The following is a 23,089-nucleotide window of genomic DNA, read 5'->3' on the forward strand; positions in this document are numbered from 1 at the left end:
AACTAGAGAAATGAAGAACATATTCAATATAGGTTTACTGTCGCTCATACTGCTGGCCACCTCCTGTAAAAAGGACGCCCTCCAGACGACGCCCACCTCTTCGGTAGGTACAGCCACGCTGTTCGAGACAACAAAAAGCGCTTCCCTCGCCATAAACGGTCTCGCAAAAATGATGACCATGCAATACCTGAGTTCCCAGGGTTTCAACGGGGAAGGAACGATCAAGATGCTGTACGGCAACTACCCGGGCAATCACTTTTTTGTGAACCTCTCCGGCTGGGCTGTTATCATCAACAGCGAATACCACGAGAACGTTTCCAGCATCTACCTGTACTATCCCTGGTACTACTATTACAAGCTCATCGGCAACGCCAATATCGTACTGGCGTACATAGACGATGCGGCAGGCCCCGATTCCGAGAAAGAGTTCATCAAAGCCCAGGCATTAACATACCGAGCTTACAGCTTTATGATGCTGGCGCAGCTGTACGGTTTCAGGTGGCAGGACACCAACAACGGCGCGTCAGAAGGCCTTGCATTAAGGACCGACCTGTCCACCGGCGAAATACCGCTGTCCACCATGGCAGAAACGTACAAGCTGATCTATGACGACCTGGACCAGGCTATCGCATTCTACACCAGCTCCGGTAAGACAAGATCTATCAACAGCGAACCGGACATCAACGTAGCATATGCCGTTTACGCCCGCGCCGCACTGAACCGCCAGGACTACCCCACTGCCGAAACTTACGCAGTGAAGGCCAGGGAAGGTTATCCGCTGATGTCCGCGGCCGAATACAAAGCCGGTTTTGCAAATCCTAACTCTGAATGGATATGGAGCAGCCACGGCGGTTCCGATGAAACGCTGTATTACTATTCCTACCAGGCTTACATCGCATACAACTCAAACGCATCGGCGGTAAGAACAACACCGAAATGTATCAGCCGGGAACTGTATAACAAGATCCCCGCTACAGACATCCGCAGGGACCTCTTCCTGGACCCTACCGGTTACACTTACACCACCGCTACAGGTGCAGCCAGCCCCGAGCTTAAAGCAAGGGCTTTTGAGCTGTATCCGGACATATTCGAAACGTCTAACGTCTTCGCCTATATGCAGTTCAAGGTGAAAGCCAATGATCTGCCCGGTGTGGGCCACACCAATCATTTCCGCTCTTCCGAAATGTACCTGATCGAAGCGGAAGCCAAATACTTCCAGAACAAGCCGGCTTCAGAAGTGCAGCAGGTACTGGAAGCGCTGACCGCCGGTTCCGGCCGCGACGCCAGCTATACCTGCACCAAAACAGGCGCCGATCTGCTGAACGAGATCAAGACCTATCGTGCGATTGAATTATGGGGAGAAGGTTTCGACTGGTTCGATATGAAACGCTGGAATGATCCCATCGTCCGGAACACTTACGCGAATGGCGGCAACTTCCTGACCAGCCTCGCTAAGACCATTCAGCCTTCGCAGTTCAACAAATGGACCTGGAAAGTTCCGTTAAAAGAAACTGATTACAACGATGCGATAAAGCAATAAACCGGTACACTTTTTCTTGCCATCAACAAGGCTGCCTTCCATCCGGGAGGCAGCTTTTTTATTCTTCGTTTTCTTCCGTTCTTTTCTCCACTTTTCCGCCCGTGAATATCTTCTTCATCGCCTTGCCGATCTTGTTGATGTTGCGCAATTGTTCCTGTATAGGCATTAGCGTGATATCTCCTTCCTGCATGCCGGGTTCGTTGTTCTCCGCGGTCTGCTGCTCGGGGTAGATCAATATTACATTGTTATCCTTGAAGTGGCGGCCCAGGCGCGCGGGAATATTTTCAAGATAGGGCTGATAAGACAATGTGCCTTTGCGGGCGGACACCACCACCAACAAGTCGTCACGCGAGATGCTGCGGGAAACGATCAGGAAATCGTCGAGATGCTCAAGTTCCCTGAACTCGCATTCCACACTCGATTTCGTTTGCGTGATGTAATGTTCTATAGTGAGTTTCGTATCGTTCCCGCAGTAGATGATGATCCTGGAGCCGGCCTGTTTGCCGAGCTGGATGATCTTTTTGAGATAGTGACTGAAGCCAAGCTCGTACTCCGCATTCTTCGGGAGTATCAGCATGAGTTTCCGGGAAGTATTCAACGGATGGCTGAAAGAGCAGACGTACACGGTTTCCCATACACCTCTCAGTACGTTATCGGTAGTAGTACCGAAAATTGTGCCGAAGAAACGGTCGGTGGTACTGTTCTTGTCGCTCCACGCAAGTATCACATCGGAGATCAGCAGCTCCTTGGTAGCACGTGCGATGCCGTCCGCAATATTCAGGTCTACCCGCGTTACTACTTTTACCTCGCTTTCTGTTACAGCTGCATGGATGATGGCTTTCTCCATCATTTTTTGCGATATGTGAATTTTTTCTTTTGCTTCTTCATCATCCTGCACAATAGCCAGCGGGTAAATGGGCGATGCTGATTTCGCATCTTTTATCATCACGGCAAAGTCCAGCAACGCCTCCATCTTGTCCGGGTCGGCCAGCGGCATGAGGATGCGTTCCGGCTCTTCGGGCATTTCCGGTATTTTGTCGGCTTCAATGATTGCCAGTTTCCGCGATGCATTTTCGGTCACAAACGAGCTGACGAGGCAGGTCAGTAATACGAGGATGATGGTGCCGTTCAGCACATCTTCATCGATGATCCCCATATTGAAACCTACCAGTATCACGGCGATGGTAGCCGCCACGCGCGCGGCGCTGAGGCCGAACAGCACATTCCGCTGCGTATTGGAATACCCGAAGGAAAGCTGTGTAAAGTAAGCTGCCAGCCATTTGCTCAGCAGGGCTATAACCGCCAGTGCGCCGGCGATGAACAATGCCTGCTGCCCCCTGAACAGCACTTTCAGGTCTACCAGCATCCCCACGCTGATCAGGAAAAAAGGAATGAACAAGGCGCTGCCCACAAATTCCAGGCGGCTCATCAACGGTGATGTATGCGGGATCAGGCGGTTCAGCGCCAGACCGGAGAGGAAGGCGCCGATGATGGGTTCCACCCCGGCCAGTTCGGCGAAGAAGGAAGCCAGGAACACCATCGCCAGTACAAAAATAAAATGCGATGTTTTATCGTCCTTGATCTTTTTAAAGAACCACCGGCCAACTATGGGAAAACCGTACATCACCACCGCGGCAAAAATGGTGAAAGAAAGGCCGAGCTTTAACCAGAAGCCGGAGTTCAGGTTGCCGGAAGCCGCGCCCGTAATGATCGCCAGGATCAGCAGTACAGCGGTATCCGTAATGATCGTTCCGCCAACCGCTACGGTCACTACTTCGTTCTTGCCCACGCCCATGCGGCTGGCCAGCGGATAAGCCACCAGCGTATGGGTGGCAAACATGCTGGACACCAATAACGATGGCATCAGGCTGAAATGAAAAACATAGGTGCAGAGCGCATATCCCATGATCATGGGAATAATGAATGTAAAAGCCCCGAAAACCAGGCTCCTGTGGCGGTTCTTCCGGAACTCCGTCATATCCAGCTCCAGCCCCGCCAGGAACATGATATACAATAAACCCGCCTTGCCAAACAGATCGATACTTCCCTGCTCAATGATCTTGAAACCATGATCCCCGATCGCCATGCCCGCCAGGATCAGGCCGATAATGCTCGGTATCCGGAACTTGCGCAGAATGATCGGCGCTAACAGGATGATGAACAATACCAGCGAAAAGATCGGCACCGGGTCCTTCAACGGCAAACTGAAATCCATTAATAAAACAAATCCATTCATCTATTCATTTTTATTTTTTACGGGCTAGATGGAATACTATTTCATCTATTCATTTTTATTTTTACGGAGCCTTCATATCGGCTTCATGGCCGTTAATTTACGATCATTCTCGCAATCCCGACGGCATTCGTAAAAAAATGTAACTTTGCCAAAATATCCGATCGATGATGGGTCATACAGGAACTGGTGTATCCATACAGGAAAAGGAAGATGTGCTGGTTGCGACCGACGAGCAGTTTCCATTCAGCCTTGTAGTATGGAATGATGATGTGAACACATTCGACTGGGTGATCCAGTCGTTAGTAGAAGTGTGCGGCCATACCGAAGAGCAGGCCGAGCAATGCGCCCTGATCATTCACTACAATGGCAAATACGCCGTAAAAGAGGGCGAATACACGGATCTCAAGCCGATGCTCGAAGCCTTGCTGGAAAGAGGTATCAGCGCCACCATCGAGGAAACAGTGGCTTCCTAAAACCACCGCATGCCGGTCTTCTCCATTACCAAAAACGAACTGGCGTTTCCGCCACCCATCCTCGCGGAACCGGACGGCCTGCTGGCCGCCGGCGGCGATCTCAGCATGGAACGCCTCCTCCTCGCCTACCGCTCCGGCATCTTTCCCTGGTATTCCCGCCGCCCCATCCTCTGGTGGTGCCCCGATCCCCGCTTCGTACTTTTCCCGGCCGACCTGAAGGTATCCCACAGCATGAAACAACTGTTGAAAAAAGGTACTTTTCGTATATCCGTTAATGAAGATTTCAAAGGAGTGATCAGCCGTTGCGGCAGCATTCCCCGGGAGGGGCAGGATGGCACCTGGATCACGCGGGATATGATAGATGCCTATACCAAACTGCATGAAGCGGGCTACGCCCTGTCTGTTGAATGCTGGCAGGATAACGAGCTGGCGGGTGGATTGTACGGCGTGAAAATAGGCCGCTGTTTTTTTGGCGAAAGCATGTTCTCCCGGGTGAGCAACGCCTCCAAAGCGGCATTCATCACTTTTGTGCAGCAGTACCGGCAGGAGCTGGCGGTGATCGACTGTCAGGTGCACACCCAGCACCTCGCCTCCCTCGGCGCACGCTTCATCAGCCGCGTGAGCTTCCTGGACATGGTGCGGCGGTATACCTGAATTATTTCTTCTTCCTCGGATAAGACCCTTCAAACATGCAGGTGATCCCCCGGTAAGCCCCGCAGTTCCTTTCGCTGACGGTTACCTTGTTATTGCTGAATTTAAAATCCAGGATGCAGGACGAATTCTTGTCACGGAACTGCCCGGTATTGGCGCCGGTGAATTTCCCTACGCCGTCCAGCTCACCGGTACAGGCGCCCCTGTCCCGCGAAAAATGAATGTAGAACAGGAACTCCTGCGGCGTTTCACCATCGCGGACCGCCAGGAGGTTCATTTCACCCGTGCCGAAGTTGCCGGAATATTTATGCTTGCGCGGGAAAGTATCGATCGGGTTATAGATGATGGGATTGGCAGGCTCGTCGGAATTGGTGAGGATCAGCGCGAGCTGGCCGTCTGTGCCCGCACTATACACGTCTTCCCGGGTGGAAAACTGTCCGGGCGCCCGCCTGGTCTCCGTGGTGATCCTGAAATTATAGCGTGTATCCAGTACCGTGCCCACGGTGGTCCTGCCGCCAGTTCTGGCGATCAGGTGCCTGGTCAGGAAAGTATCCCTTTTATCATACACCAGCACCCAGGCCGCGCTGCCCGATTTGGCGGCGCCTTCCACCACCAGGAACTGCATTTCGTTGAACCGCATGAAGGCCCGTGGAAAGAACTTCGGTTTGTCCGCCGCCTTGAAAACACCGGCAGTCAGCGTATCCGGCAGGAATTGCTTCACCACTTTCGCCTTGAGCGCCAGCGAATCCGGCAACTGCCGCAGGGAATCGGCATTCAGCCGGTATGGAAGGGCAGCCTCGGGAAAATATTCGCGGAAATCGGCAAAGGTCAGCACCCGGTCTTCATCATTCACATCTTTAGGCTTGCTCTTGCAAGCGCCCAACATGCCGATCGCCAGTGCAAGGATCAGAATTCTGCTCATATAGTGTGGTTGTATTGATTGAAAAGGTAATTATAATTCTATATATCTTCCTAATTTTCTAAAATTGAAAATTTTTATTTAGATTTGTCTAAATTATATTTTAGATATCATGAATCTGACGGTTGCAGAGGAGAACTACATCAAGGCCATTTACAAGCTGCAGGACGGCGCGGTGGTCAACACCAATGCCATTGCCTACGAGCTGGATACCAAACCGGCTTCGGTTACAGACATGGCCAAGAAGCTGAAAGAAAAGAAACTGATCGATTACGAAAAATACCAGGGCATCAGTCTCACCGCCGAAGGCCGGAAAATGGCCTTGCAGATCGTGCGGAGGCACCGCCTGTGGGAATGTTTCCTGGTAGACAAGCTGTCCTTCAGCTGGGATGAAGTGCATGAGCTGGCCGAAGAACTGGAGCATGTGAGAAGCGAGAAGCTCATCAGCCGCCTCAGCGAATACCTCGGCAATCCCACTACAGACCCCCACGGCGATCCCATCCCGGACGCGCAGGGGAAGATCAGCAAAACCCGCCAGCTGGTGCCGCTGGACAAAGCAACGGCCAAGCGGCTGGAAGTGGCCGGCGTATCCGACCAGTCCTCCGCCCTGCTGGAATTCCTGCATGCCAAGGGCATCCGTCTCGGCACGCAGATCGATGTGATCGAGCGGTATGAATTTGATAATTCCGTGGAAATAAAGATCCGCAATCAGCCCGCCTTTACGATCAGTGAACAGGTTTCCAAAAGCATTATGGTAAAATCAATATGAAACTCCAGGATTCGGCAACTTCCCTGAGTGAAGTACACCAGAGCATAGATACTACCACAACCCGTCACAAGTCCCGCTGGCGCAGGGCGCTGGCCTTTTTCGGCCCCGCCTACCTGGTCAGCGTGGGATATATGGACCCCGGCAACTGGGCGACGGACCTCGCCGGCGGCAGCAAGTACGGCTACACGCTGATATGGGTTTTATTGATGAGTAACCTGATGGCCCTGCTGCTGCAAAGCCTCAGCGCCCGCCTGGGCATCGTGCGCGGGCGCGACCTGGCGCAGGCCAACCGCGAAACCTACCCCGCCCCCGTCAACTTTATGCTGTACATCCTCGCGGAGATCGCTATTGCGGCAACGGACCTGGCGGAAGTGCTTGGCATGGCTATCGGGATACAGCTGCTGACCGGCCTCCCGCTCATGTGGGGCGTTTCCCTCACCGTACTGGACACTTTTCTGCTGCTGTTGTTACAACGTTACGGCATCCGCAAAATGGAAGCGTTCATCATTGCGCTGGTAGCCATCGTAGGCATCTCCTTCCTCGTTCAGCTGCTGCTGGCGAAGCCGCAAATGAGCGAAGTGGTGCAGGGCTTCGTGCCTTCCCTGCCGGATGACACCGCGTTGTACATCGCCATCGGCATCATCGGCGCTACCGTCATGCCGCACAACCTCTACCTGCATTCAGCATTGGTGCAAACAAGAAAGATCAAAAAAACGGAAAGCGGCATCAAGCGCGCGCTGAAAATAAATTTCCTGGACACGGCCGTGGCGCTGAACCTCGCGTTCTTCGTCAACGCCGCCATCCTCATTCTCGCCGCCTCTGTGTTTTTTAAATCCGGCTATACAGAGATCGCAGACCTGCATGAAGCGCACCGGATGCTGGAACCGCTGCTGGGCGGAAAGCTCGCGCCGATATTGTTTGCGGTGGCGCTTATTGCAGCGGGACAAAGTTCTACGGTCACGGGTACACTGGCGGGACAGATCGTCATGGAAGGTTACCTTCGCCTGCGCATCAACCCCTGGCTGCGGCGGCTGCTGACGCGGCTGGTAGCCATCATTCCCGCGCTCATCGTGATCATGGTGGCGGGGGAGGAAAAAATAGGGGAACTGCTGGTGTTCAGCCAGGTGCTGCTAAGCCTGCAACTGGGTTTCGCCATCATTCCATTGATCCACTTCGTAAGCGACAAACATACCATGGGCAGCTTTGCGATCAAGCCCATTGTAAAGATCGCGGCCTGGCTCATTTCTTCTGTATTGGTGTACCTCAACGTGCGCATGGTGTGGTCGGAAGCCAGCGGTTTCATCAGCGAAGGCCGCAGCGTTTGGGTGGATATCATCATCGTGATGACCGGCCTTGCTTTTCTTACATTGCTGGTGATCACTGTCATCTATCCTTTCCTCAGCCGTTACCGGCAAAAAGGTTCTGCGAGGATGCACCCGGACAAAGTTACGCTCGGCAGCCTCGAAGCGCCGGATTACAAACGCATTGCCATGGCGCTGGATTTTTCGAAGTTCGATGAGCGGATCATCGCGCACGCGCTCGCGCAAGGCAGGCCGGATACCGAGTATCTGCTGATACATATCGTGGAGAGTGCGTCCGCCAGATATTTCGGTAAGGAAGCAGCGGATTTTGAAACACAGAAAGACCAGGAGCAGCTGGACACCTATCTTTCCCTGCTTGCCAGCAAGAACATCCGCGCAAAAGGATTGCTCGGCTACCGCCACCGCGCAAAAGAGATCGCGCGGCTGGTGAAGGAAGAGCAGGCGGACCTGCTGGTGCTCGGCGGGCACGGCCATTCCGGTATCAAGGACTGGTTGTATGGCGAAACCGTGAACCAGGTAAGGCACAAGGTGCATATCCCTGTGCTGGTGGTAGCATAAACTGATTCGTATGAAACAACTTTTTCAACCCGGAGACATCAAGACCTTCTCCCGCCGCGTGCGGGAGGAAGATTGCGCAGCATTCGACAGCGGGCAGGTGCATCCGGTATACGCCACTTTTGCGCTCGCGCGCGATGCGGAATGGTGCTGCCGTTTATTTGTGCTCGATATGAAGGACGCGGACGAAGAAGGCATCGGCACCATGCTTTCCGTGCAGCACCTGTCACCGGCGCCCGCGGGGGCTACCGTGATATTCACCGCCGCGGTAAAAGAAATAAACGGGAACGAGGTGATCTGCCGTTTTGATGCACGTGTAGGCGACAGGGTTATAGCTTCGGGTGAGCAGGGGCAGAAGATATTGAAGAAAGAAAAGCTGGAACAGATCTTCCGGCAGCTGTAACATCAACGCTACAAACCCAACACCTCTTTCAGTTTCGGATAACCCGTTTTGCTCACCATGATCTTGCTGCCGTCCCGCAGGATCGCCAGGTAGGTTTCTTTTTCATACGGGTCGATGCGGGTGATCTGGCTGATGTTGAGGATATAGGAACGGTGCACGCGGATGAACTGCTGCCCGTCCAGCATTTTTTCAAAGAATGCCATCGTTTTATTTTTCAGGAAAGCGCCTTCCGCCGTGATGATCTTCACATAGTCGTCCGCCGCCTCGAGGTAATGGATCTCCTGCACAGGAATGATCTTTATTTTTCCGTTGATCTTCACCACTACCCTGTTGTGCTGCATGGGCAGTTCCCTCGCGGCGGTATCCAGCAGTTCGGCTGTGACCTTTTCGTCCGTACGCCGTTCCAGCATCTTCTGCAACGCTTTGTCGAAACGCTCGCGGGAAAAAGGTTTCAGCAGGTAATCGATCGCATTCACTTCAAATGCGCGGATCGCATATTCTTCAAAAGCGGTCGTAAAGATCACGCAAGGTATCTTGTCCACCAGCTCCAGCATTTCAAAACCGTTGATCTTCGGCATCTGTATATCCAGGAACAACAGGTCGGGCACATGCTGCTGAATGGCCTTCAATCCTTCGAAACCATCATTGCATTCCGCCACAACGCTGATCTCCGGGTATGCCTGCAGGTATTCGCGGACCAGTTCGCGCGCCAGTGGCTCATCATCTATCAGAACTGCTTTTATCATGGAGTTGTGGTACTTTTATAACGGTGGTGAATATATGATCATTTATTTTCGTTTCGAGCAGGTCCTGCCGCCCGAAGAGCAGGTACAGGCGCCTGCTGATGGAGTTGAGGCCGAAGCCGGTGCCCAGCGAGGGCTGTGATTGCAGCGCGGGATCGAACGGGTTGGAAACCGACACCATCAGCACCCCGTTCTCCTGCCATGCCTTTATTTCTATGGTGATGGCCTCCGTAGTATCGTACAGGCCGAACTTGATGGCGTTCTCCACAACAGGCTGCAACAACATCGGCGGTATCTGCATGGGCTGCACATCTTCATCCTGTATAACGTTAGTGGTTAAACGATGACGGAAGCGCACTTTTTCTATGTCGAGGTACAGCTGAAGATACTGCAGCTCTTCCTTCAGCGTGATCCAGAGCTGGTCTTCCTTCTTCAGCGTTCCCCGCAGGAAGTCGCTGAGCTTTTGAATCATCTGCCGCGCTTCTTCCGGGCGGATGGTGACCAGGGCATTGATGGAGTTCAGGCTGTTGAACAGGAAATGCGGCTGCAGCTGCTGGCGGAGCTTGTACAGTTCCGCTTCCCGGGCGAGCTTTTCAGCGGCTTCTTTTCTGGCCAGTGCCTCCTGCTGCTCCTGCATCTCGTACACAAAGAAAACAGCAAACCCGCAGCCGGTGATCACCGTCCAGCCCAGCGCAAAACGGATGGGCGTGGTATCGGAAAGCCATTGCATGTACAGCAGGTTATCGCTGTAGGCCAGTTGCAGTATCCAGATCACGAGGCCGGCCCACAGGAAGCTGATCCCCCCGGTGAAGATCGCTACAAAGGTGTATTTCTCCCTGGCGGGGCGGTAGAAAGCAAGCACCTGCGCTACAATGGCCACTGCCGCGGCCAGCAATATGGTATGCACGGCGCTGTCGATCGCGGATATCACAAAATCGATGCCCAGCCAGCGGTGCAGTACGGTCCGGTGCAGGTTCACAAATACGGCGATCGCGATCAGCAGCGACCATCGGAAAGGATTTGCTTTGAGCAGGTTCTTTGCCATACTTTGTAGCTATGGATTAAACGTTCAGCTCAAAAAGCTTCTGTGACTGCAATTGTGCGGCCTTCATCTGGAGCAGCGCAATGTAATTGCCGGCGTTGTCCGGCTCCTCCACGCGGGAATACAGCTCCATACCGTCTTTCAGTTCATCCAGCGCATGCAGTTCCGGCACATTGATAAAGCGCCATTCTACCAGCTCCTGTTTCTGGTTCCTGAAAGCATACTGCTCCTGCTGCCCGATCTCCTGCGCCTTGCGCCAGGCTTCCTGCCTGCTGACCGCGCTGATGAGGCGCAGCTGCTCATCGAACTGGGGTACATGTTCCCCTTTGCCGCAGATGATTTGGTAAACTATTTTCGCAACAAACCAATACATGTCTTAGTGTTTTCTGGTGAAAGGATGGATGGGGGTAAACAAACAAGGAAGAAAGAATGGCGGAAGGAAAGGATCAATAGCTTTTTATTTCCACGCCTCCGAAGGTGCAGGAACCACGCAGGACAAGCAGCTTACCGGGCATGGGCGTTATACCGATGGAGCGTTTGTCCTCGATGCCCCCGAAGATGGTGTTCACATCCATTTTCACGTCCCAGTTCGCCGGAACGGTCAGCTCCACAGCGCCGAACATGATGGACATGTCCAGCACCACTTCTCCCTGGATGTCCGCCTGCATGAAGTTCAGCTCCACGCCGCCAAAGATGGAGGTAACGCTGCCGCCCTTGAAGTTCTTGGAGAGAACGGTTTTGTTGTTCCCGCTGAAAATGGAGGTCACCTGCAAAACGTCCTCACTGGCCGGCGCGCCGCCTTCAGGCGTTACATATTCCGGGTAGCGCGGCCGGCGGCTGGCGGACCGCCCGATCAGGTAAACACCCAGTACGATCAGCAGTGTGGGCCACATGTAGCGGTCGAGGTGCCAGGAGAACGGCATGATATCGTCCAGCAGAAAGACTGCGCCCACCGCTGTAACAACAAACCAGCCCGCGCCCTGGAACTTGTTCTTGATCCCCATGAGAAAGCCGATCACGATCAGCACCATCTCCCAGGAGAACAGCCAGTCGGGCAGGCTGATGTCCATCCGCCGGAGCAGGAAGAACAGGCCGATGCACAACAGCACCACACCGCCCCAGAGACCATTACCACTATCAGAATGACGATTACACTTGCTCATATATTTTACTGTTTTTGAATTTTATGATACAAATCTACTCCCGCACTGCCGCCGGGACAATACTGCTTAGGCATAAAGGGGGCTTTTGCCGGTAAAATGGGGGAAATAGCCGGTAAAATTGACAGCAGGAGCAGGGAAGCTGCTTTCACCGGCAGATCTGGGCGCCGGGGGCGCTTCTTTTTGGGATTTGATATTGGCTCCGGGCCTCAAATATCTTACCTTTGCGGAGCAAATCAGCAAACAAATAATAATACTACATATGCCGGCAGAAAAAATTCAGATGACGAACGGGCAGATCAAGGTTCCTGCCCACCCGATTATTCCTTTTATCATTGGCGATGGCATCGGTCCGGATATCTGGCGCGCCAGCGTTCGGGTATTTGACGCAGCCGTGGAAAAGGCTTACGGCGGGGAAAGGAAAATTGAATGGAAAGAGGTGCTGGCGGGAGAAAAAGCCCACAATGAAACCGGTGAATGGCTGCCCAAAGAAACACTGGACGCGCTGAAAGAATACCTGGTATCCATCAAAGGCCCGCTGAGCACGCCTGTAGGCGGCGGCATCCGCTCGCTGAACGTAGCCATGCGCCAGGAGCTGGACCTGTACGCCTGCGTACGCCCCGTGCGCTGGTTCAACAAGGTGCCTTCCCCCGTAAAGCGCCCGGACAAGGTGGATATGGTGATCTTCCGCGAGAATACGGAAGATATCTATGCCGGCATTGAATACATGTACGGCACTGAAGATGCCGACAAACTGCTGAACTTCCTGCAGAAAGAGCTGAAAGTGAAAAATATCCGCTTCCCGGAAACATCCTCCTTCGGCATCAAGCCCGTTTCCAAAGAAGGCACGGAAAGACTGGTGCGCGCCGCCATCCAGTATGCGGTGGATCACAAACGCCCCACCGTTAGCCTGGTGCACAAAGGCAACATCATGAAATTCACCGAAGGAGGCTTCAAGAACTGGGGCTACGAGCTGGCCACCAGGGAGTTCGGCGACAAGGTGTACACCTGGGAGCAATGGGAGAAAACAAAGAAAGAAAAAGGTGAAGAAGAAGCCAACCGCGAGCTGAAAGTAGAGCTGGCCCACAATAAAATACTCATCAATGATGTGATCGCCGATAACTTCCTGCAGCAGATACTGCTCGCACCGCAGGACTTCTCCGTGATCGCCACACTGAACCTCAACGGCGACTATATCTCCGACGCCCTGGCGGCAGCCGTAGGCGGCATCGGCATTGCGCCCGGCGCCAATATCAACTACGCTACCGGCCACGCTGTATTTGAAGCCACGCACGGCACCGCACCCCGCTTCGCGAACACCGATACCATGAACCCCTCCTCCGTTATACTCAGCGGCGTGATGATGCTGGAATACATGGGCTGGAAAGAAGCAGCGGACCTCATCGTACATGGCCTCAGCACCGCCATCATGCGCAAGCGCGTGACCATCGACTTCTACAAGCTGATGGACGACGCCACCCTCGTGAAATGCAGCGAGTTCGCGGACGAGATCATCAAACAGCTTTAACTATAATTGACAATTCACAATTGATTTGTATATTTCGTGCGATAAACCACGAACATATTTTAAAAAACATTAATCGATGTCTCAGAAAATTAAAGTTGCAAACCCTGTAGTAGAGCTGGATGGCGACGAAATGACACGGATCATCTGGAAGTTCATTAAAGACAAACTGATCATTCCATATCTTGACCTGGATATTAAGTACTTTGACCTTGGCATGGAGCACCGCGATGCTACCAACGACCAGGTAACCATAGATGCGGCCAATGCCATCAAACAATACAACGTTGGCATCAAATGCGCTACCATCACGCCGGATGAGCAACGTGTGGAGGAATTCAAGCTGAAGCAAATGTGGAAATCCCCCAACGGCACCATCCGTAACATCCTCGATGGCACCGTGTTCCGCGAGCCGATCGTTATGAAGAACGTTCCGCGCCTCGTGCCCAACTGGACCGCTCCCATCTGCATCGGCCGTCACGCTTTCGGCGACCAGTACCGCGCCACCGACTTCGTTGTAAAAGGCAAAGGCAAGCTCACCATTAAGTTTGAAGGAGAGAACGGCGAAGTGATCGAACATGAAGTATACCAGTTCAAAGGCGACGGCGTTGCGCTCGCTATGTACAATACAGACGAGTCCATCCGCGGTTTCGCACGCGCATGCTTCAACCAGGCTATCATCAAAAAATGGCCGCTGTACCTCAGCACCAAGAACACCATCCTGAAAAAATACGATGGCCGTTTCAAAGATATTTTCGAAGAAACTTACCAGAAAGAATTCAAAGCTGAATTCGACAAGCTGGGCCTCACCTACGAACATCGCCTGATCGATGACATGGTGGCCTCCGCGCTGAAATGGCACGGCAATTTTGTATGGGCTTGTAAGAACTATGATGGCGACGTACAATCCGATACCGTTGCGCAAGGCTTCGGTTCCCTCGGCCTGATGACCTCCACACTGGTTACGCCGGACGGCAAGACCATGGAAGCGGAAGCCGCGCACGGCACCGTAACCCGCCACTACCGCGACCACCAGGCTGGCAAACCCACTTCCACCAACCCCATCGCCTCCATCTTCGCATGGACACGCGGCCTGGAATTCCGTGGCAAGCTGGATAACAACCAGGAGCTGATCAACTTCGCACAGGCGCTGGAACAGGTTTGTATCGAAACCGTTGAAAGCGGCAAGATGACCAAAGACCTCGCTGTTTGTATCCACGGCAACAAAGTGGAACACGGCAAACACTACCTCTACACTGAAGAGTTCCTTCAGGAGCTGGACACAGCGCTGAAAGCGAAACTCGGCAAATAGATCATGAAAAATCCCGGACCATCATCCGGGATTTTTTTTACCTCGATCATCGGTATTTTTTCCCAGATCATCCATTTAAGTTTCCTTTTTAATACCCGATCCCTACCTTTATCCCGCATTTTTCCACGTCATCTTTCATCATCATGAAAATCTCCATCATCCTCGTTCTCTCCGCAGCGCTTGCAACCGCATTTTCGTTTGACGACCGCCAGCCGCAAAAGCCCAACGTGCTTTTCATTGCGGTAGACGACCTGAACGACTGGATCACCCTCTTTGATCCCGCCAATCCCATCAAAACGCCCAACCTGCAAAGGCTGGCCGCCAAAGGTGTGTTCTTCCCGCGCGCCTACTGCTCCTCCCCTTCCTGCAATCCTTCGCGCACTTCTGTGTTGACCGGCACCCGCACCCACAAAAACGGCGTTTACGGTAATAAGTCCGACTGGCGGAAAGCCCTGCCCGAAGCAGAAACCATCCAGCAATATTTCATGAAGAACGCCTATTACTCCGCCGGCGCCGGCAAAATATTTCATCACCACTGGGATGGCGCCTTCCACGATGCCGCCTCTTTCCACGATTTTCAGCAGCTGCCGGATTCCTATCCGGACGCTCCTATCCCTCCAAAAAAACTGAACGGCCTGGAGCAATACGGCAGCAAAAATTCAGACTGGGGCGCATGGCCGCCGGATGAAAAAGATGCGCTGGACTACAGGACCGCCAGCTACGCCGAAGCCTTCCTGCGCCAGCCTTCCCGCAAACCGTTCTTTTTGAGCATCGGCATATTCAGGCCGCATATGCCTTTTTATGCGCCGCAGTCATACCGGGACAACTATCCCGTGCAAAACGCCGTGATGCCGGCAACGAAAAAAGACGACTGGAACGATCTTCCCGCCGGTGCTGATTCGCTGATGAAATCCACCAAATGGTTCTGGAGAGGCATTGAACGCGCCATGAAGAAAGACCCGCAAACATGGGCCGATATGGTGGTTTCCTACCAGGCCGCGGCTTCGTTTGCGGATGCGCAGATCGGGCGTGTGCTGGATGCGCTTGAAAAAAGCGAATATGCCAATAACACCATCATCGTACTATGGAGCGATCATGGTTATCACCTCGGGGAAAAACAGCATATCGAAAAGTTCGCGCTGTGGGAGAAAACCACCCATATTCCGTTCATACTCGTGGCGCCCGGGCAGATATCACCGGGAACAAGGATCAACACACCGGTTGATCTCACCACTATCTATCCAACTCTGACAGACCTCTGCGGACTGAACAAAAAAAGCGGGCTGGACGGGCTTTCGCTGGTACCCTTACTGAAAGATCCCTCCACACCGTTCCCGCCCGCGCTGATGACTTACATGAAAGGAAATCACGCCGTACGCACCGCGCAATGGCGGTATATCCAGTACGCGGACGGTACGGAGGAACTGTATGATCACTCGAAAGATGAGGCGGAATGGAACAATCTCGCGGGCAATAGCGGATACAAACAGGTGCTGGACAGCCTCCGGCAATTCATCCCGCGCGAGAATGCGGACGCGGTGCCCGATATGAAGAAGCCGCCGAACGTTACCAGTTCTGGCGCGGCGCGTAATCCCCGCCCCGGTTCCTCAGCATCAGGCCGATCGTAATTTCGTGCGTGCCCTTGCTGACAAAGTTCAGTGAAGATGCCGTATAGTCATAAGCGTAGCCGATATTCAGCATGGGGGTGATGTATACGCCCAGCATGCCCGCAAATCCATCGTCAACACGATAATTTACACCGGCCCACAAGCGGTCGCGGTACAGGAGCTTTGCATTTGCGTCGATGCCGAGCGGGGCCGGCGCGATGGACTTCAGCATGATGGAAGGCAGCACGGTGAAATCGTTATTGAGCCACAGGCGGTAACCTGCGGTGATGAAAATATGCGGCGTCAGTCCATCCCGTTCAGCATCGGTCACAACGCCCCCTTCGTCATACGTCAGCTCCTGCGGAATGATATTCTGCACAGACACGCCGCCGAAAAAATCCGCGGAATACAGCCAGACGCCCGCCGTAACATCAGGTTTCCATCTTTTCATCAACCCAACGCCCGCCACGGTCGGATCACCGGGATCGGCGAATTGCAGTTTGTCCGCATCCAGGCTGTACGTTTGCATGCCCGCGCCAATACCCGCGCTGATGCTGGTTCTCGGCCCGAGGCCAATGTGATGCGCATACGCGGCATTCACGGCAAAGCGGCGTATAGGCCCGGTGACATCGCTCAGGACGGTCAGGCCCACACCAGGATGTGAGGGCGGAGCGGTATAGTCGTCCCAATACGATTTATCACGGGAATGATAACGCATATCCGTTGGCGTTACATTCTGCCGCGCATATTTGCCTACAGGCCCGTGGGCGGACAAATAGCTGGTGACCGGCGCATCCTGCAGGCCGGCCCACTGATGGCGGTGACTGGCCCTTACATCCCAGTAGCTTTCAATTCCCGCCAGCGCGGGGTTGATGATAAAGGGATTCATGAGATACTGCGTATAATGAGGCTGCTGCTGCGCGATGGCTGCCGGCGTGAACGCCAGCAACAGCAGGACCGTGCGAAATATTGATCTGATCATAACAAACATTATTTAAGGATGGTAACGGAACCTGAAACGGGTTTTTCTCCTGCCCCCGGTTGTATGACGTAATAGTAGGTACCGATGGGCAATGCCGATCCGCGGTACTTACCGTCCCAGGCAGTGCCATAGCCCGCCGAGCGGAACAGGCGCTGACCATAGCGGTTAAATACTTCCACGATGCAGTCGGGATAATGCACCAGCTCCCGGATCACCCAGGTATCGTTGATATTATCACCATTCGGCGAGAAGACGTTCGGCGGTTTGATCGCTTTGATGACCGTTACGGTGACGTTATCGCTGGCCGTACAGTTCCGGCCGCTGGTGGCGGTCAGTGTGTACACCGCATCCCGTGTGGCTACCAGCGATGCGCGCAGCACATTGGGATCGATAAAATCACCCGCCGGCGACCACTGGAAAGTTACCTGCGTGGAATCGTTCGCGGACGGTTGTAGCTGTACCTGAGCGCCCTGCCTTACCGTAATGGCAGGCCCCGCATCGATGACAGGCAATACCATAGCAACGACAGGAATACTGAAAGGTTCGGACACACAGCCTGCCGCATCCGTTACCTGTAGCCGCACATCAAAGTCGCCCGATGCATTGAAACGCCTGGAGGGGTTCGCGGTGGATGCGGTGCCGCCGTCCCCGAAATTCCAGTTCCATGCGCTGACACCGCCCGTGCTCATGTCTGTGAACGTAACAGATCCGCCCTGGCATATGGAATCAGCGGAAGCAACGAAGCTGGCTACCGGCCGCGGATTGACGGTGATGCTGCTGCTTGCGGAATCCACACATCCTTCGGAAGTGGTAAAAATATATTTGACGGCATGCGTACCAACGCCCGCCACTGCCGGATCAAAACTACCGGTACCGCTAACGCCGGTACCGCTGTAGATGCCATTTCCCGCCAGGTTGTTCTCCACGCTGGCAGTCGCCACCGTTACCGGACCGGGTTGTGAAGCGCATACCGGCGGAATTACGCCATAAGCAAGTTCCGGCAGCATGCCGAGTTCCACCCGCACCGTTGTATCATTCGTACATCCGTTTACGGTAGTTGCTGTGTACACTACATCATATTCACCGGGTTGCGCGTAGTGATGCACCGGATCTTTTGTGGTGGACAGCGCCGAGCCGTCCCCGAAATTCCACTGGTAACCGCTGATCGTTTGTCCGTCAACGGTAGCAGCTTCACCGGTGAAAGACGCTTCGCCGTTTACAGGAAGGCAGCCGGAAGGCAATGTGAGCGTCAGCGCGGGGCTGGCCCGCACAGTGAACGTAGTTGTGACCGAATCTTTACATCCTTCGGAAGTAGTGAATACATATTTGGCGGTGTGCATGCCGGCGCCTGCAATGGCCGGGGACAAGCTGCCTGCCGCATCAATACCGGGGCCGCTATAAATGCCGCTGCCGGTGGCGCCGTTCAGCACGGTGGCCAATGCCGCGGAAACAGGGCCGGTGGCATTTTCACAAACCGGCGGCACTACGGAATAGCTCAATTCCGGCTTGGCAGAAACTGCCACATCGAATGTAGAATCACTTGAACATCCGTTGCTCGTGGTTACGGTATAATGCACCGGGTAGGTGCTGTCTTTTGCATACTGGTAAACGGCGTCTTTTGTAGCAGCGGTGCCGCTGCCATCTCCGAAATCCCATTGGTAACCGCTGATCGTTTGTCCGTCAGGGGTAGCAGGGCTGCTGGTGAAAGCAGCGCTTCTGTCCGTGGGCAGGCAATCATCCGGTGCGGTCAATGTGATGACAGGATTGGCATGCACGGTCACTGTTGTGCTGGCGGTATCGCTGATGCAAAGTGCGCTGAATTTTGTTACCAGCTTTACAGTATAAGTACCATAAGTCTGATAAGTTGCGGATGACGTTGTGATCGAATCGATCAGTTGTGCGCCATTGCCGAAATCCCATGAACGGGTAAGATTATGCGGACTGCCGGCGTAAGCGGACGTATCGGTAAACGTCAGCGCCCCGGTTTCGCATACGGCCGGCACAGCGCTGGTGAAGCCCGCCGTAGGGCGGTCATGTATCTCGATCGATGCGGAATCCAGGCTGACGCAGCCTTCGGTAGATATCGCCTGTAATTTTGCCTGCTGCGTGCCGGGAAGGAAAAGCGCCTTTGCTTCTCTCGTGTTGGCGGTGCTGCCGTCCGGGAAAGTCCACGTCCATTTATCGAATGTAAAACCGCCGTTCGTTTCGGCTGCGGAAAGATATACCGTATCCAGCGTGCAGGCCGTAACGTTAGTCATAGTGAAGGATATATCCGGAGAAGGTTTTACTGTTACCGGGATGATGGTGGTATCAGCCTGCTGGCATGTAGTTATAGCGGGATTGAGGGATACCACGGGAATGTAATAATCTCCTTCCTGCGAAAAGGTATAATCCTGCGGCAGCGTGTATTGATAATAGGTAGCGCCGTCCACCACCTGCGTCCCGGTATGGGCCGGCGCGTTCTGAACAACATCGGCGGCCGGTGCAACAGTGGCGCCAACGCTGCTGATCTTCCACGTCAACGTAACAGGTTGATAAGGTAACAATACGGATAGCTTGACGGGAGTCCCTTTACAGGAGAAGTCATTGCTGGGGGCGGCGCCTTCGCTGTTCTTTATCTGCCCGATGCCGGTAAGGTCATTCAGGCTCAGGCCCACGTTATAACCATAGCTTTCCACGATTCCCATACCGTAGGTGATGCCGGTGAAAGGCTGATCGCAGGTGATCATGCCCTGTGCAACAGCGGCATTGTACCGCTTGACGACCACGGTGTATTCCGGCAGCCGGGGATGCGGATAGGTATGTTCAAAGCTGTTGCTTCCGTCAATTAAAAGGGAAGACAAGGCGGCCGTCGGAACGATCAGCGTTACGTAGTTGACAGTTATGTTTTCACTTGTACTGCGGTAGAAAGCCGTTTTCTTTACCCCCTGCCCCAACGGGCTCAAATAGATCATTTCCGGATCACCCGGACCTGAAGCGTCCGGACAACCGCCGCTGGACGACATGTATTGCGCTACCAGCACAGCTTTGTCTGCCTCGATCAGGTCTGCCGTGTTGCTGACGAACTCGTAATAGGCATTATTCGTTAACCCGGTGAGCGTCGTACCATTTCTTTTCACCTCCGTAGCCGGATCTGTCACCAGTACGCGGTAAAGACCGGTCCGCATATCCGTTGCAGCATCGCCGTTGGAAAAAGGCGCTGTGAGGTAACGGCGGCCCCAGGTTTGCTCCGGCAGCAATTGCTGGATAATATTATCCCCGCCACCCGGCGAGCCGGAGGGGCAGGTGATATAAGTACGGCTGCTTCCGGAAAAGGCGCCGATAGGATGACAAATGCCGGAACTATTAGGGATCGAGCGGACCTTTGTGCCGGTAAGATCATGTCCCCACCCACCTCCGATCGCGGCTCCTACCACCTGGTAGATATCCCCTTTGTTCATGGTCACAGTGAAAGGAACACCCGGCGGCCTCCCGTTACGTGTCGGCGCGGATGGCGTGATCTCGAATGTGGTATTGTCTTCCTTTGCCACCACATACATCCATGAAAAACAGTTGTCCTGGTAATACTGCTGGCTGTTCAGCGAGGTATAATTATATCCCCAGGTTGCAGTAGGCATCAGCATCGTAGCGCCGCTGGAAGCACTTCCAAAAATATGCGCATTGGCTACTATCGGCACATTACTCACAATGTGAATGCCTTTATTGGAAAAGATGCCTTCACTGCCTGTACCCCCGAAATCCGGCGGCACAGAATATAAGCGGGTATCATAAAAGCCGGCTTTGGGAATAAATTCAGTGGTGATGGAAGTATTGGCGGGAATATTGTAAGTCCGCGTCCAGGCCGTACCGTCAATGGTAACGGTCACATTGGCCGGCTGCTCTGCGCTGAGGTAGAGCACCATTTCCTGTGTGTTGCCCATGCCGGGTTCCATGAACTGGTGGTGCCCATACCCGACCCAGAAGTCAGTGCCGGTATTGGATTTATTTTGTGCGAAAACAGCAGGCTGTATCAATAGCGTACAGGCAACAAGCAATAGGGCGCGCAGGTTGAATACGCGGAACATCCATGATTTCATTGTAGTGGTTTAAAGCACAGGGTTATGGTTACAAATCATCACCAAGATAGAGAACTATTTATCAAAAGTGAAATATTGCCGCAGCGCCTTATCCTCCCCGTAAATGTCCTCATAGAACTGCATTCTGCCATACCGTACCTCCGCCGTGAAGTATCTCACATAAATGGGTAACCGTTTAACAAGATTATACTGCCGCTTTTCCTCGCGTTCCAGCCAGGTGCGCACACTGTCCCGCATAGCGGGATCGGGATCTTCCCGCACCATGTACATCGCCAGGCTGTCCCACTGCTGCACCCGTACGCAGCCATGGCTTAACGCACGGTTGGAGTTGCTGAAGAGGGTGCGGTTATTGGTATCGTGCAGGTAGACGCTGTATTTGTTGAAGAAGTTGAATTTCATGATGCCGAGGGAGTTGTCCAGCCCGTCCATCTGGCGCAGCACATAAGGGAAGTACTTGCGGCCCAGCTTGTTCCAGTCGATAGAATCGGGATTTACCACTTCTCCCTGGTGGTTCACCACTTCCAGGTTCTTTTCCACAAGGTAATAAGGGTCTTTCCTGATCTGGGGCAGCATTTCCTTAAAAACGATGCTGTAGGGCACGCGCCAATAGGGGTAAAGAATGAAGTTGGTCATCACCGAATTGAGCACCGGCGTGCGGGTGCGCGGGGCGCCTACGATCACGCGGGAATCGAGCACGGTATCTTCATTTTCCAGCACGGTCATCCGGAAAGCCGGGATGTTCACGATCAGGTAGCGTTCCGGCAGGGTATCCGGCAGCTTCCGCCAGCGGTCCAGGTTGAGCGCCGCCTGCAGCAGCCAGTCCGAAGGCTGCTTGTTGAGGAGTTGCACGGTTTGTTTGCCGGCTACGCCGTCCGGGTAGATATTGAATTCGCGTTGAAAGTTCCTGACCGCGTTGCGGAGTGTGGCCGGGTCCGTTACGAGGGAAGAATCGAGGTGGCCGCTTTGTACAAGGCGGATGGCCAGCTGTTGCTGGAAGAGCGGTGTATCGGTGTATTGCTGGGGCAGTGTGTCCCAGCGTTTGTTGCCGTATTGTTGTTTGAACTGCTGTACGCCCTCTTTCAGCGCGGCATAACCGGCGTGGCCCGGCTCCTGGCGCTGCATCACGGAGGAAACGTCCCCCAGCCCCAGCGCATCCTGCATCAGCCCGGTAAGCACTTCATCCGTCAACAATGAATCCTTGCGCAACGTGATGCTGTCCCGCGGCGCAACGCCGTAATGCAGCTGGTAAGCCATTTTCAGGAAGGCGTCTGTCAGCAGTACGTCCACCCGCGCCCACAGCGCCGCGTCCCTGCCGGCGGCGGCATCTGTTTCCAGCTGAAGGGCAGCGGCGGACAGCGCTTTTACATGCAGCAGGCCGGGTACCAGCCCATAGTCGTCCGCCGTTTTGATCCACCGCATCATGGAAGCGGCAGCGGGATGTTCCTTTCCGTTCCGGGACCAGATAGCGGCGCCCCTGTTCACCTGGTAGGCATGCGTTAACGCGGAAAGACGGAAGACGGCAATGCTGTCTTCCATCGCACCCTCATTGCCGGCAATATAATCCAGCCGCTCCGCGATCTGCTCAGGCACTACCTCGTCCAGTTGCCGGATATCCTTCACGATCTCCTTTTGCTGCGGTTGTCCCTTTCTATGCCCACATGCGGCGATGATAATGACGATCACCGGCCATATCCAGCCTTTCGTTAATTGATCCATCAGGTTAACAGCGATATTTCAACGAAAATAGCAAAAAGCGGGTAGACCGGTATCGAAT

At 53.9% G+C, this 23,089-nt stretch carries 18 protein-coding genes; 9 read left to right on the top strand and 9 right to left on the bottom strand.

Annotated elements, in window-relative coordinates:
• The first annotated feature begins 10 nt into the window (after positions 1-10).
• On the top strand, positions 11-1,540 hold the full coding sequence (locus CCY01nite_RS00930; RefSeq protein ID WP_146857427.1) for a RagB/SusD family nutrient uptake outer membrane protein: 1,530 nt from the start codon (positions 11-13) through the stop codon (positions 1,538-1,540).
• Positions 1,541-1,598: 58 nt separating this feature from the next.
• Here the strand turns inward: CCY01nite_RS00930 and CCY01nite_RS00935 are convergent, their stop codons facing one another.
• A complete protein-coding gene (locus CCY01nite_RS00935) occupies positions 1,599-3,776 on the bottom strand; it encodes a cation:proton antiporter (RefSeq protein WP_146857428.1) in 2,178 nt (725 codons plus the stop codon).
• Positions 3,777-3,940: 164 nt separating this feature from the next.
• On the opposite strand from CCY01nite_RS00935, the gene CCY01nite_RS00940 reads away from it, so the two are divergent.
• Together CCY01nite_RS00940 and aat are read left to right on the top strand one after the other, a co-directional pair.
• The gene (locus CCY01nite_RS00940; protein ID WP_246129815.1) at positions 3,941-4,249 is read left to right on the top strand and encodes an ATP-dependent Clp protease adaptor ClpS; all 309 of its coding nucleotides are present in this window, start codon (positions 3,941-3,943) and stop codon (positions 4,247-4,249) included.
• Between the two features lie 9 nt (positions 4,250-4,258).
• Positions 4,259-4,903: a leucyl/phenylalanyl-tRNA--protein transferase gene (aat, locus tag CCY01nite_RS00945; RefSeq protein WP_146857429.1), complete on the top strand. Its 645-nt coding sequence runs from the start codon at positions 4,259-4,261 to the stop codon at positions 4,901-4,903.
• A 1-nt stretch (position 4,904) separates the two neighbouring features.
• Here aat and CCY01nite_RS00950 read toward each other — a convergent pair whose 3' ends face one another.
• Entirely contained in the window at positions 4,905-5,822 is a 918-nt protein-coding gene (locus CCY01nite_RS00950; protein ID WP_146857430.1) for a hypothetical protein, read from the bottom strand.
• A 109-nt stretch (positions 5,823-5,931) separates the two neighbouring features.
• Here CCY01nite_RS00950 and CCY01nite_RS00955 point away from each other — a divergent pair, with 109 nt between their 5' ends.
• The 3 genes from CCY01nite_RS00955 to CCY01nite_RS00965 are packed head-to-tail and all read left to right on the top strand — an operon-like array spanning position 5,932 to position 8,868.
• Positions 5,932-6,588, top strand: coding sequence for a metal-dependent transcriptional regulator (locus CCY01nite_RS00955; RefSeq protein WP_146857431.1), 657 nt, complete (start codon positions 5,932-5,934; stop codon positions 6,586-6,588).
• Positions 6,585-8,468 (top strand): Nramp family divalent metal transporter, encoded by a 1,884-nt coding sequence (locus CCY01nite_RS00960; RefSeq protein ID WP_146857432.1) that lies wholly within the window; start codon positions 6,585-6,587, stop codon positions 8,466-8,468. Before CCY01nite_RS00955 ends, CCY01nite_RS00960 begins: the two co-directional genes overlap by 4 nt.
• 10 nt (positions 8,469-8,478) lie before the next feature.
• The gene (locus tag CCY01nite_RS00965; RefSeq protein WP_146857433.1) at positions 8,479-8,868 is read left to right on the top strand and encodes a thioesterase family protein; all 390 of its coding nucleotides are present in this window, start codon (positions 8,479-8,481) and stop codon (positions 8,866-8,868) included.
• A gap of 8 nt (positions 8,869-8,876) precedes the next feature.
• On the opposite strand, the gene CCY01nite_RS00970 is transcribed toward CCY01nite_RS00965, so the two are convergent.
• From CCY01nite_RS00970 to CCY01nite_RS00985, 4 genes are all read right to left on the bottom strand, one after another.
• Positions 8,877-9,614 (bottom strand): LytR/AlgR family response regulator transcription factor, encoded by a 738-nt coding sequence (locus CCY01nite_RS00970; protein WP_146857434.1) that lies wholly within the window; start codon positions 9,612-9,614, stop codon positions 8,877-8,879.
• Positions 9,589-10,656: a sensor histidine kinase gene (locus tag CCY01nite_RS00975; protein ID WP_146857435.1), complete on the bottom strand. Its 1,068-nt coding sequence runs from the start codon at positions 10,654-10,656 to the stop codon at positions 9,589-9,591. The genes CCY01nite_RS00970 and CCY01nite_RS00975 overlap by 26 nt, the downstream gene beginning before the upstream one ends.
• Positions 10,657-10,672: 16 nt before the next feature.
• Positions 10,673-11,026, bottom strand: coding sequence for a DUF4288 domain-containing protein (locus tag CCY01nite_RS00980; RefSeq protein WP_146857436.1), 354 nt, complete (start codon positions 11,024-11,026; stop codon positions 10,673-10,675).
• A gap of 73 nt (positions 11,027-11,099) precedes the next feature.
• On the bottom strand, positions 11,100-11,816 hold the full coding sequence (locus CCY01nite_RS00985; RefSeq protein ID WP_146857437.1) for a LiaF transmembrane domain-containing protein: 717 nt from the start codon (positions 11,814-11,816) through the stop codon (positions 11,100-11,102).
• 193 nt (positions 11,817-12,009) lie between these two features.
• On the opposite strand from CCY01nite_RS00985, the gene icd reads away from it, so the two are divergent.
• The 3 genes from icd to CCY01nite_RS01000 all read left to right on the top strand — a co-directional run bounded on the left by icd (position 12,010) and on the right by CCY01nite_RS01000 (position 16,278).
• Positions 12,010-13,341, top strand: coding sequence for an NADP-dependent isocitrate dehydrogenase (gene icd, locus CCY01nite_RS00990; protein WP_262713314.1), 1,332 nt, complete (start codon positions 12,010-12,012; stop codon positions 13,339-13,341).
• A gap of 76 nt (positions 13,342-13,417) precedes the next feature.
• Positions 13,418-14,650: an NADP-dependent isocitrate dehydrogenase gene (locus tag CCY01nite_RS00995; RefSeq protein ID WP_146857439.1), complete on the top strand. Its 1,233-nt coding sequence runs from the start codon at positions 13,418-13,420 to the stop codon at positions 14,648-14,650.
• A gap of 143 nt (positions 14,651-14,793) precedes the next feature.
• Positions 14,794-16,278, top strand: coding sequence for a sulfatase (locus CCY01nite_RS01000; protein WP_146857440.1), 1,485 nt, complete (start codon positions 14,794-14,796; stop codon positions 16,276-16,278).
• On the opposite strand, the gene CCY01nite_RS01005 is transcribed toward CCY01nite_RS01000, so the two are convergent.
• From CCY01nite_RS01005 to CCY01nite_RS01015, 3 genes are read right to left on the bottom strand one after another with little or no spacing between them, the layout of a single operon-like run.
• Entirely contained in the window at positions 16,217-17,239 is a 1,023-nt protein-coding gene (locus CCY01nite_RS01005; protein ID WP_146857441.1) for a PorP/SprF family type IX secretion system membrane protein, read from the bottom strand. The genes CCY01nite_RS01000 and CCY01nite_RS01005 overlap by 62 nt on opposite strands.
• A gap of 8 nt (positions 17,240-17,247) precedes the next feature.
• Positions 17,248-21,315 (bottom strand): PKD domain-containing protein, encoded by a 4,068-nt coding sequence (locus CCY01nite_RS01010; protein ID WP_146857442.1) that lies wholly within the window; start codon positions 21,313-21,315, stop codon positions 17,248-17,250.
• A 54-nt stretch (positions 21,316-21,369) separates the two neighbouring features.
• On the bottom strand, positions 21,370-23,031 hold the full coding sequence (locus CCY01nite_RS01015) for a L,D-transpeptidase family protein (RefSeq protein ID WP_146857443.1): 1,662 nt from the start codon (positions 23,029-23,031) through the stop codon (positions 21,370-21,372).
• Between the last annotated feature and the right edge of the window lie 58 nt (positions 23,032-23,089).

The organism is Chitinophaga cymbidii, from assembly GCF_007992715.1.
Lineage (GTDB): Bacteria > Bacteroidota > Bacteroidia > Chitinophagales > Chitinophagaceae > Chitinophaga > Chitinophaga cymbidii.

Coding starts and splice junctions, on each gene's coding strand:
- CCY01nite_RS00930 (WP_146857427.1), top strand. CDS start 11: ATGAAGAACATATTCAATATAGGTTTACTGTCGCTCATACTGCTGGCC.
- CCY01nite_RS00935 (WP_146857428.1), bottom strand. CDS start 3,776: ATGAATGGATTTGTTTTATTAATGGATTTCAGTTTGCCGTTGAAGGAC.
- CCY01nite_RS00940 (WP_246129815.1), top strand. CDS start 3,941: ATGATGGGTCATACAGGAACTGGTGTATCCATACAGGAAAAGGAAGAT.
- aat (WP_146857429.1), top strand. CDS start 4,259: ATGCCGGTCTTCTCCATTACCAAAAACGAACTGGCGTTTCCGCCACCC.
- CCY01nite_RS00950 (WP_146857430.1), bottom strand. CDS start 5,822: ATGAGCAGAATTCTGATCCTTGCACTGGCGATCGGCATGTTGGGCGCT.
- CCY01nite_RS00955 (WP_146857431.1), top strand. CDS start 5,932: ATGAATCTGACGGTTGCAGAGGAGAACTACATCAAGGCCATTTACAAG.
- CCY01nite_RS00960 (WP_146857432.1), top strand. CDS start 6,585: ATGAAACTCCAGGATTCGGCAACTTCCCTGAGTGAAGTACACCAGAGC.
- CCY01nite_RS00965 (WP_146857433.1), top strand. CDS start 8,479: ATGAAACAACTTTTTCAACCCGGAGACATCAAGACCTTCTCCCGCCGC.
- CCY01nite_RS00970 (WP_146857434.1), bottom strand. CDS start 9,614: ATGATAAAAGCAGTTCTGATAGATGATGAGCCACTGGCGCGCGAACTG.
- CCY01nite_RS00975 (WP_146857435.1), bottom strand. CDS start 10,656: ATGGCAAAGAACCTGCTCAAAGCAAATCCTTTCCGATGGTCGCTGCTG.
- CCY01nite_RS00980 (WP_146857436.1), bottom strand. CDS start 11,026: ATGTATTGGTTTGTTGCGAAAATAGTTTACCAAATCATCTGCGGCAAA.
- CCY01nite_RS00985 (WP_146857437.1), bottom strand. CDS start 11,816: ATGAGCAAGTGTAATCGTCATTCTGATAGTGGTAATGGTCTCTGGGGC.
- CCY01nite_RS00995 (WP_146857439.1), top strand. CDS start 13,418: ATGTCTCAGAAAATTAAAGTTGCAAACCCTGTAGTAGAGCTGGATGGC.
- CCY01nite_RS01000 (WP_146857440.1), top strand. CDS start 14,794: ATGAAAATCTCCATCATCCTCGTTCTCTCCGCAGCGCTTGCAACCGCA.
- CCY01nite_RS01005 (WP_146857441.1), bottom strand. CDS start 17,239: ATGATCAGATCAATATTTCGCACGGTCCTGCTGTTGCTGGCGTTCACG.
- CCY01nite_RS01010 (WP_146857442.1), bottom strand. CDS start 21,315: ATGAAATCATGGATGTTCCGCGTATTCAACCTGCGCGCCCTATTGCTT.
- CCY01nite_RS01015 (WP_146857443.1), bottom strand. CDS start 23,031: ATGGATCAATTAACGAAAGGCTGGATATGGCCGGTGATCGTCATTATC.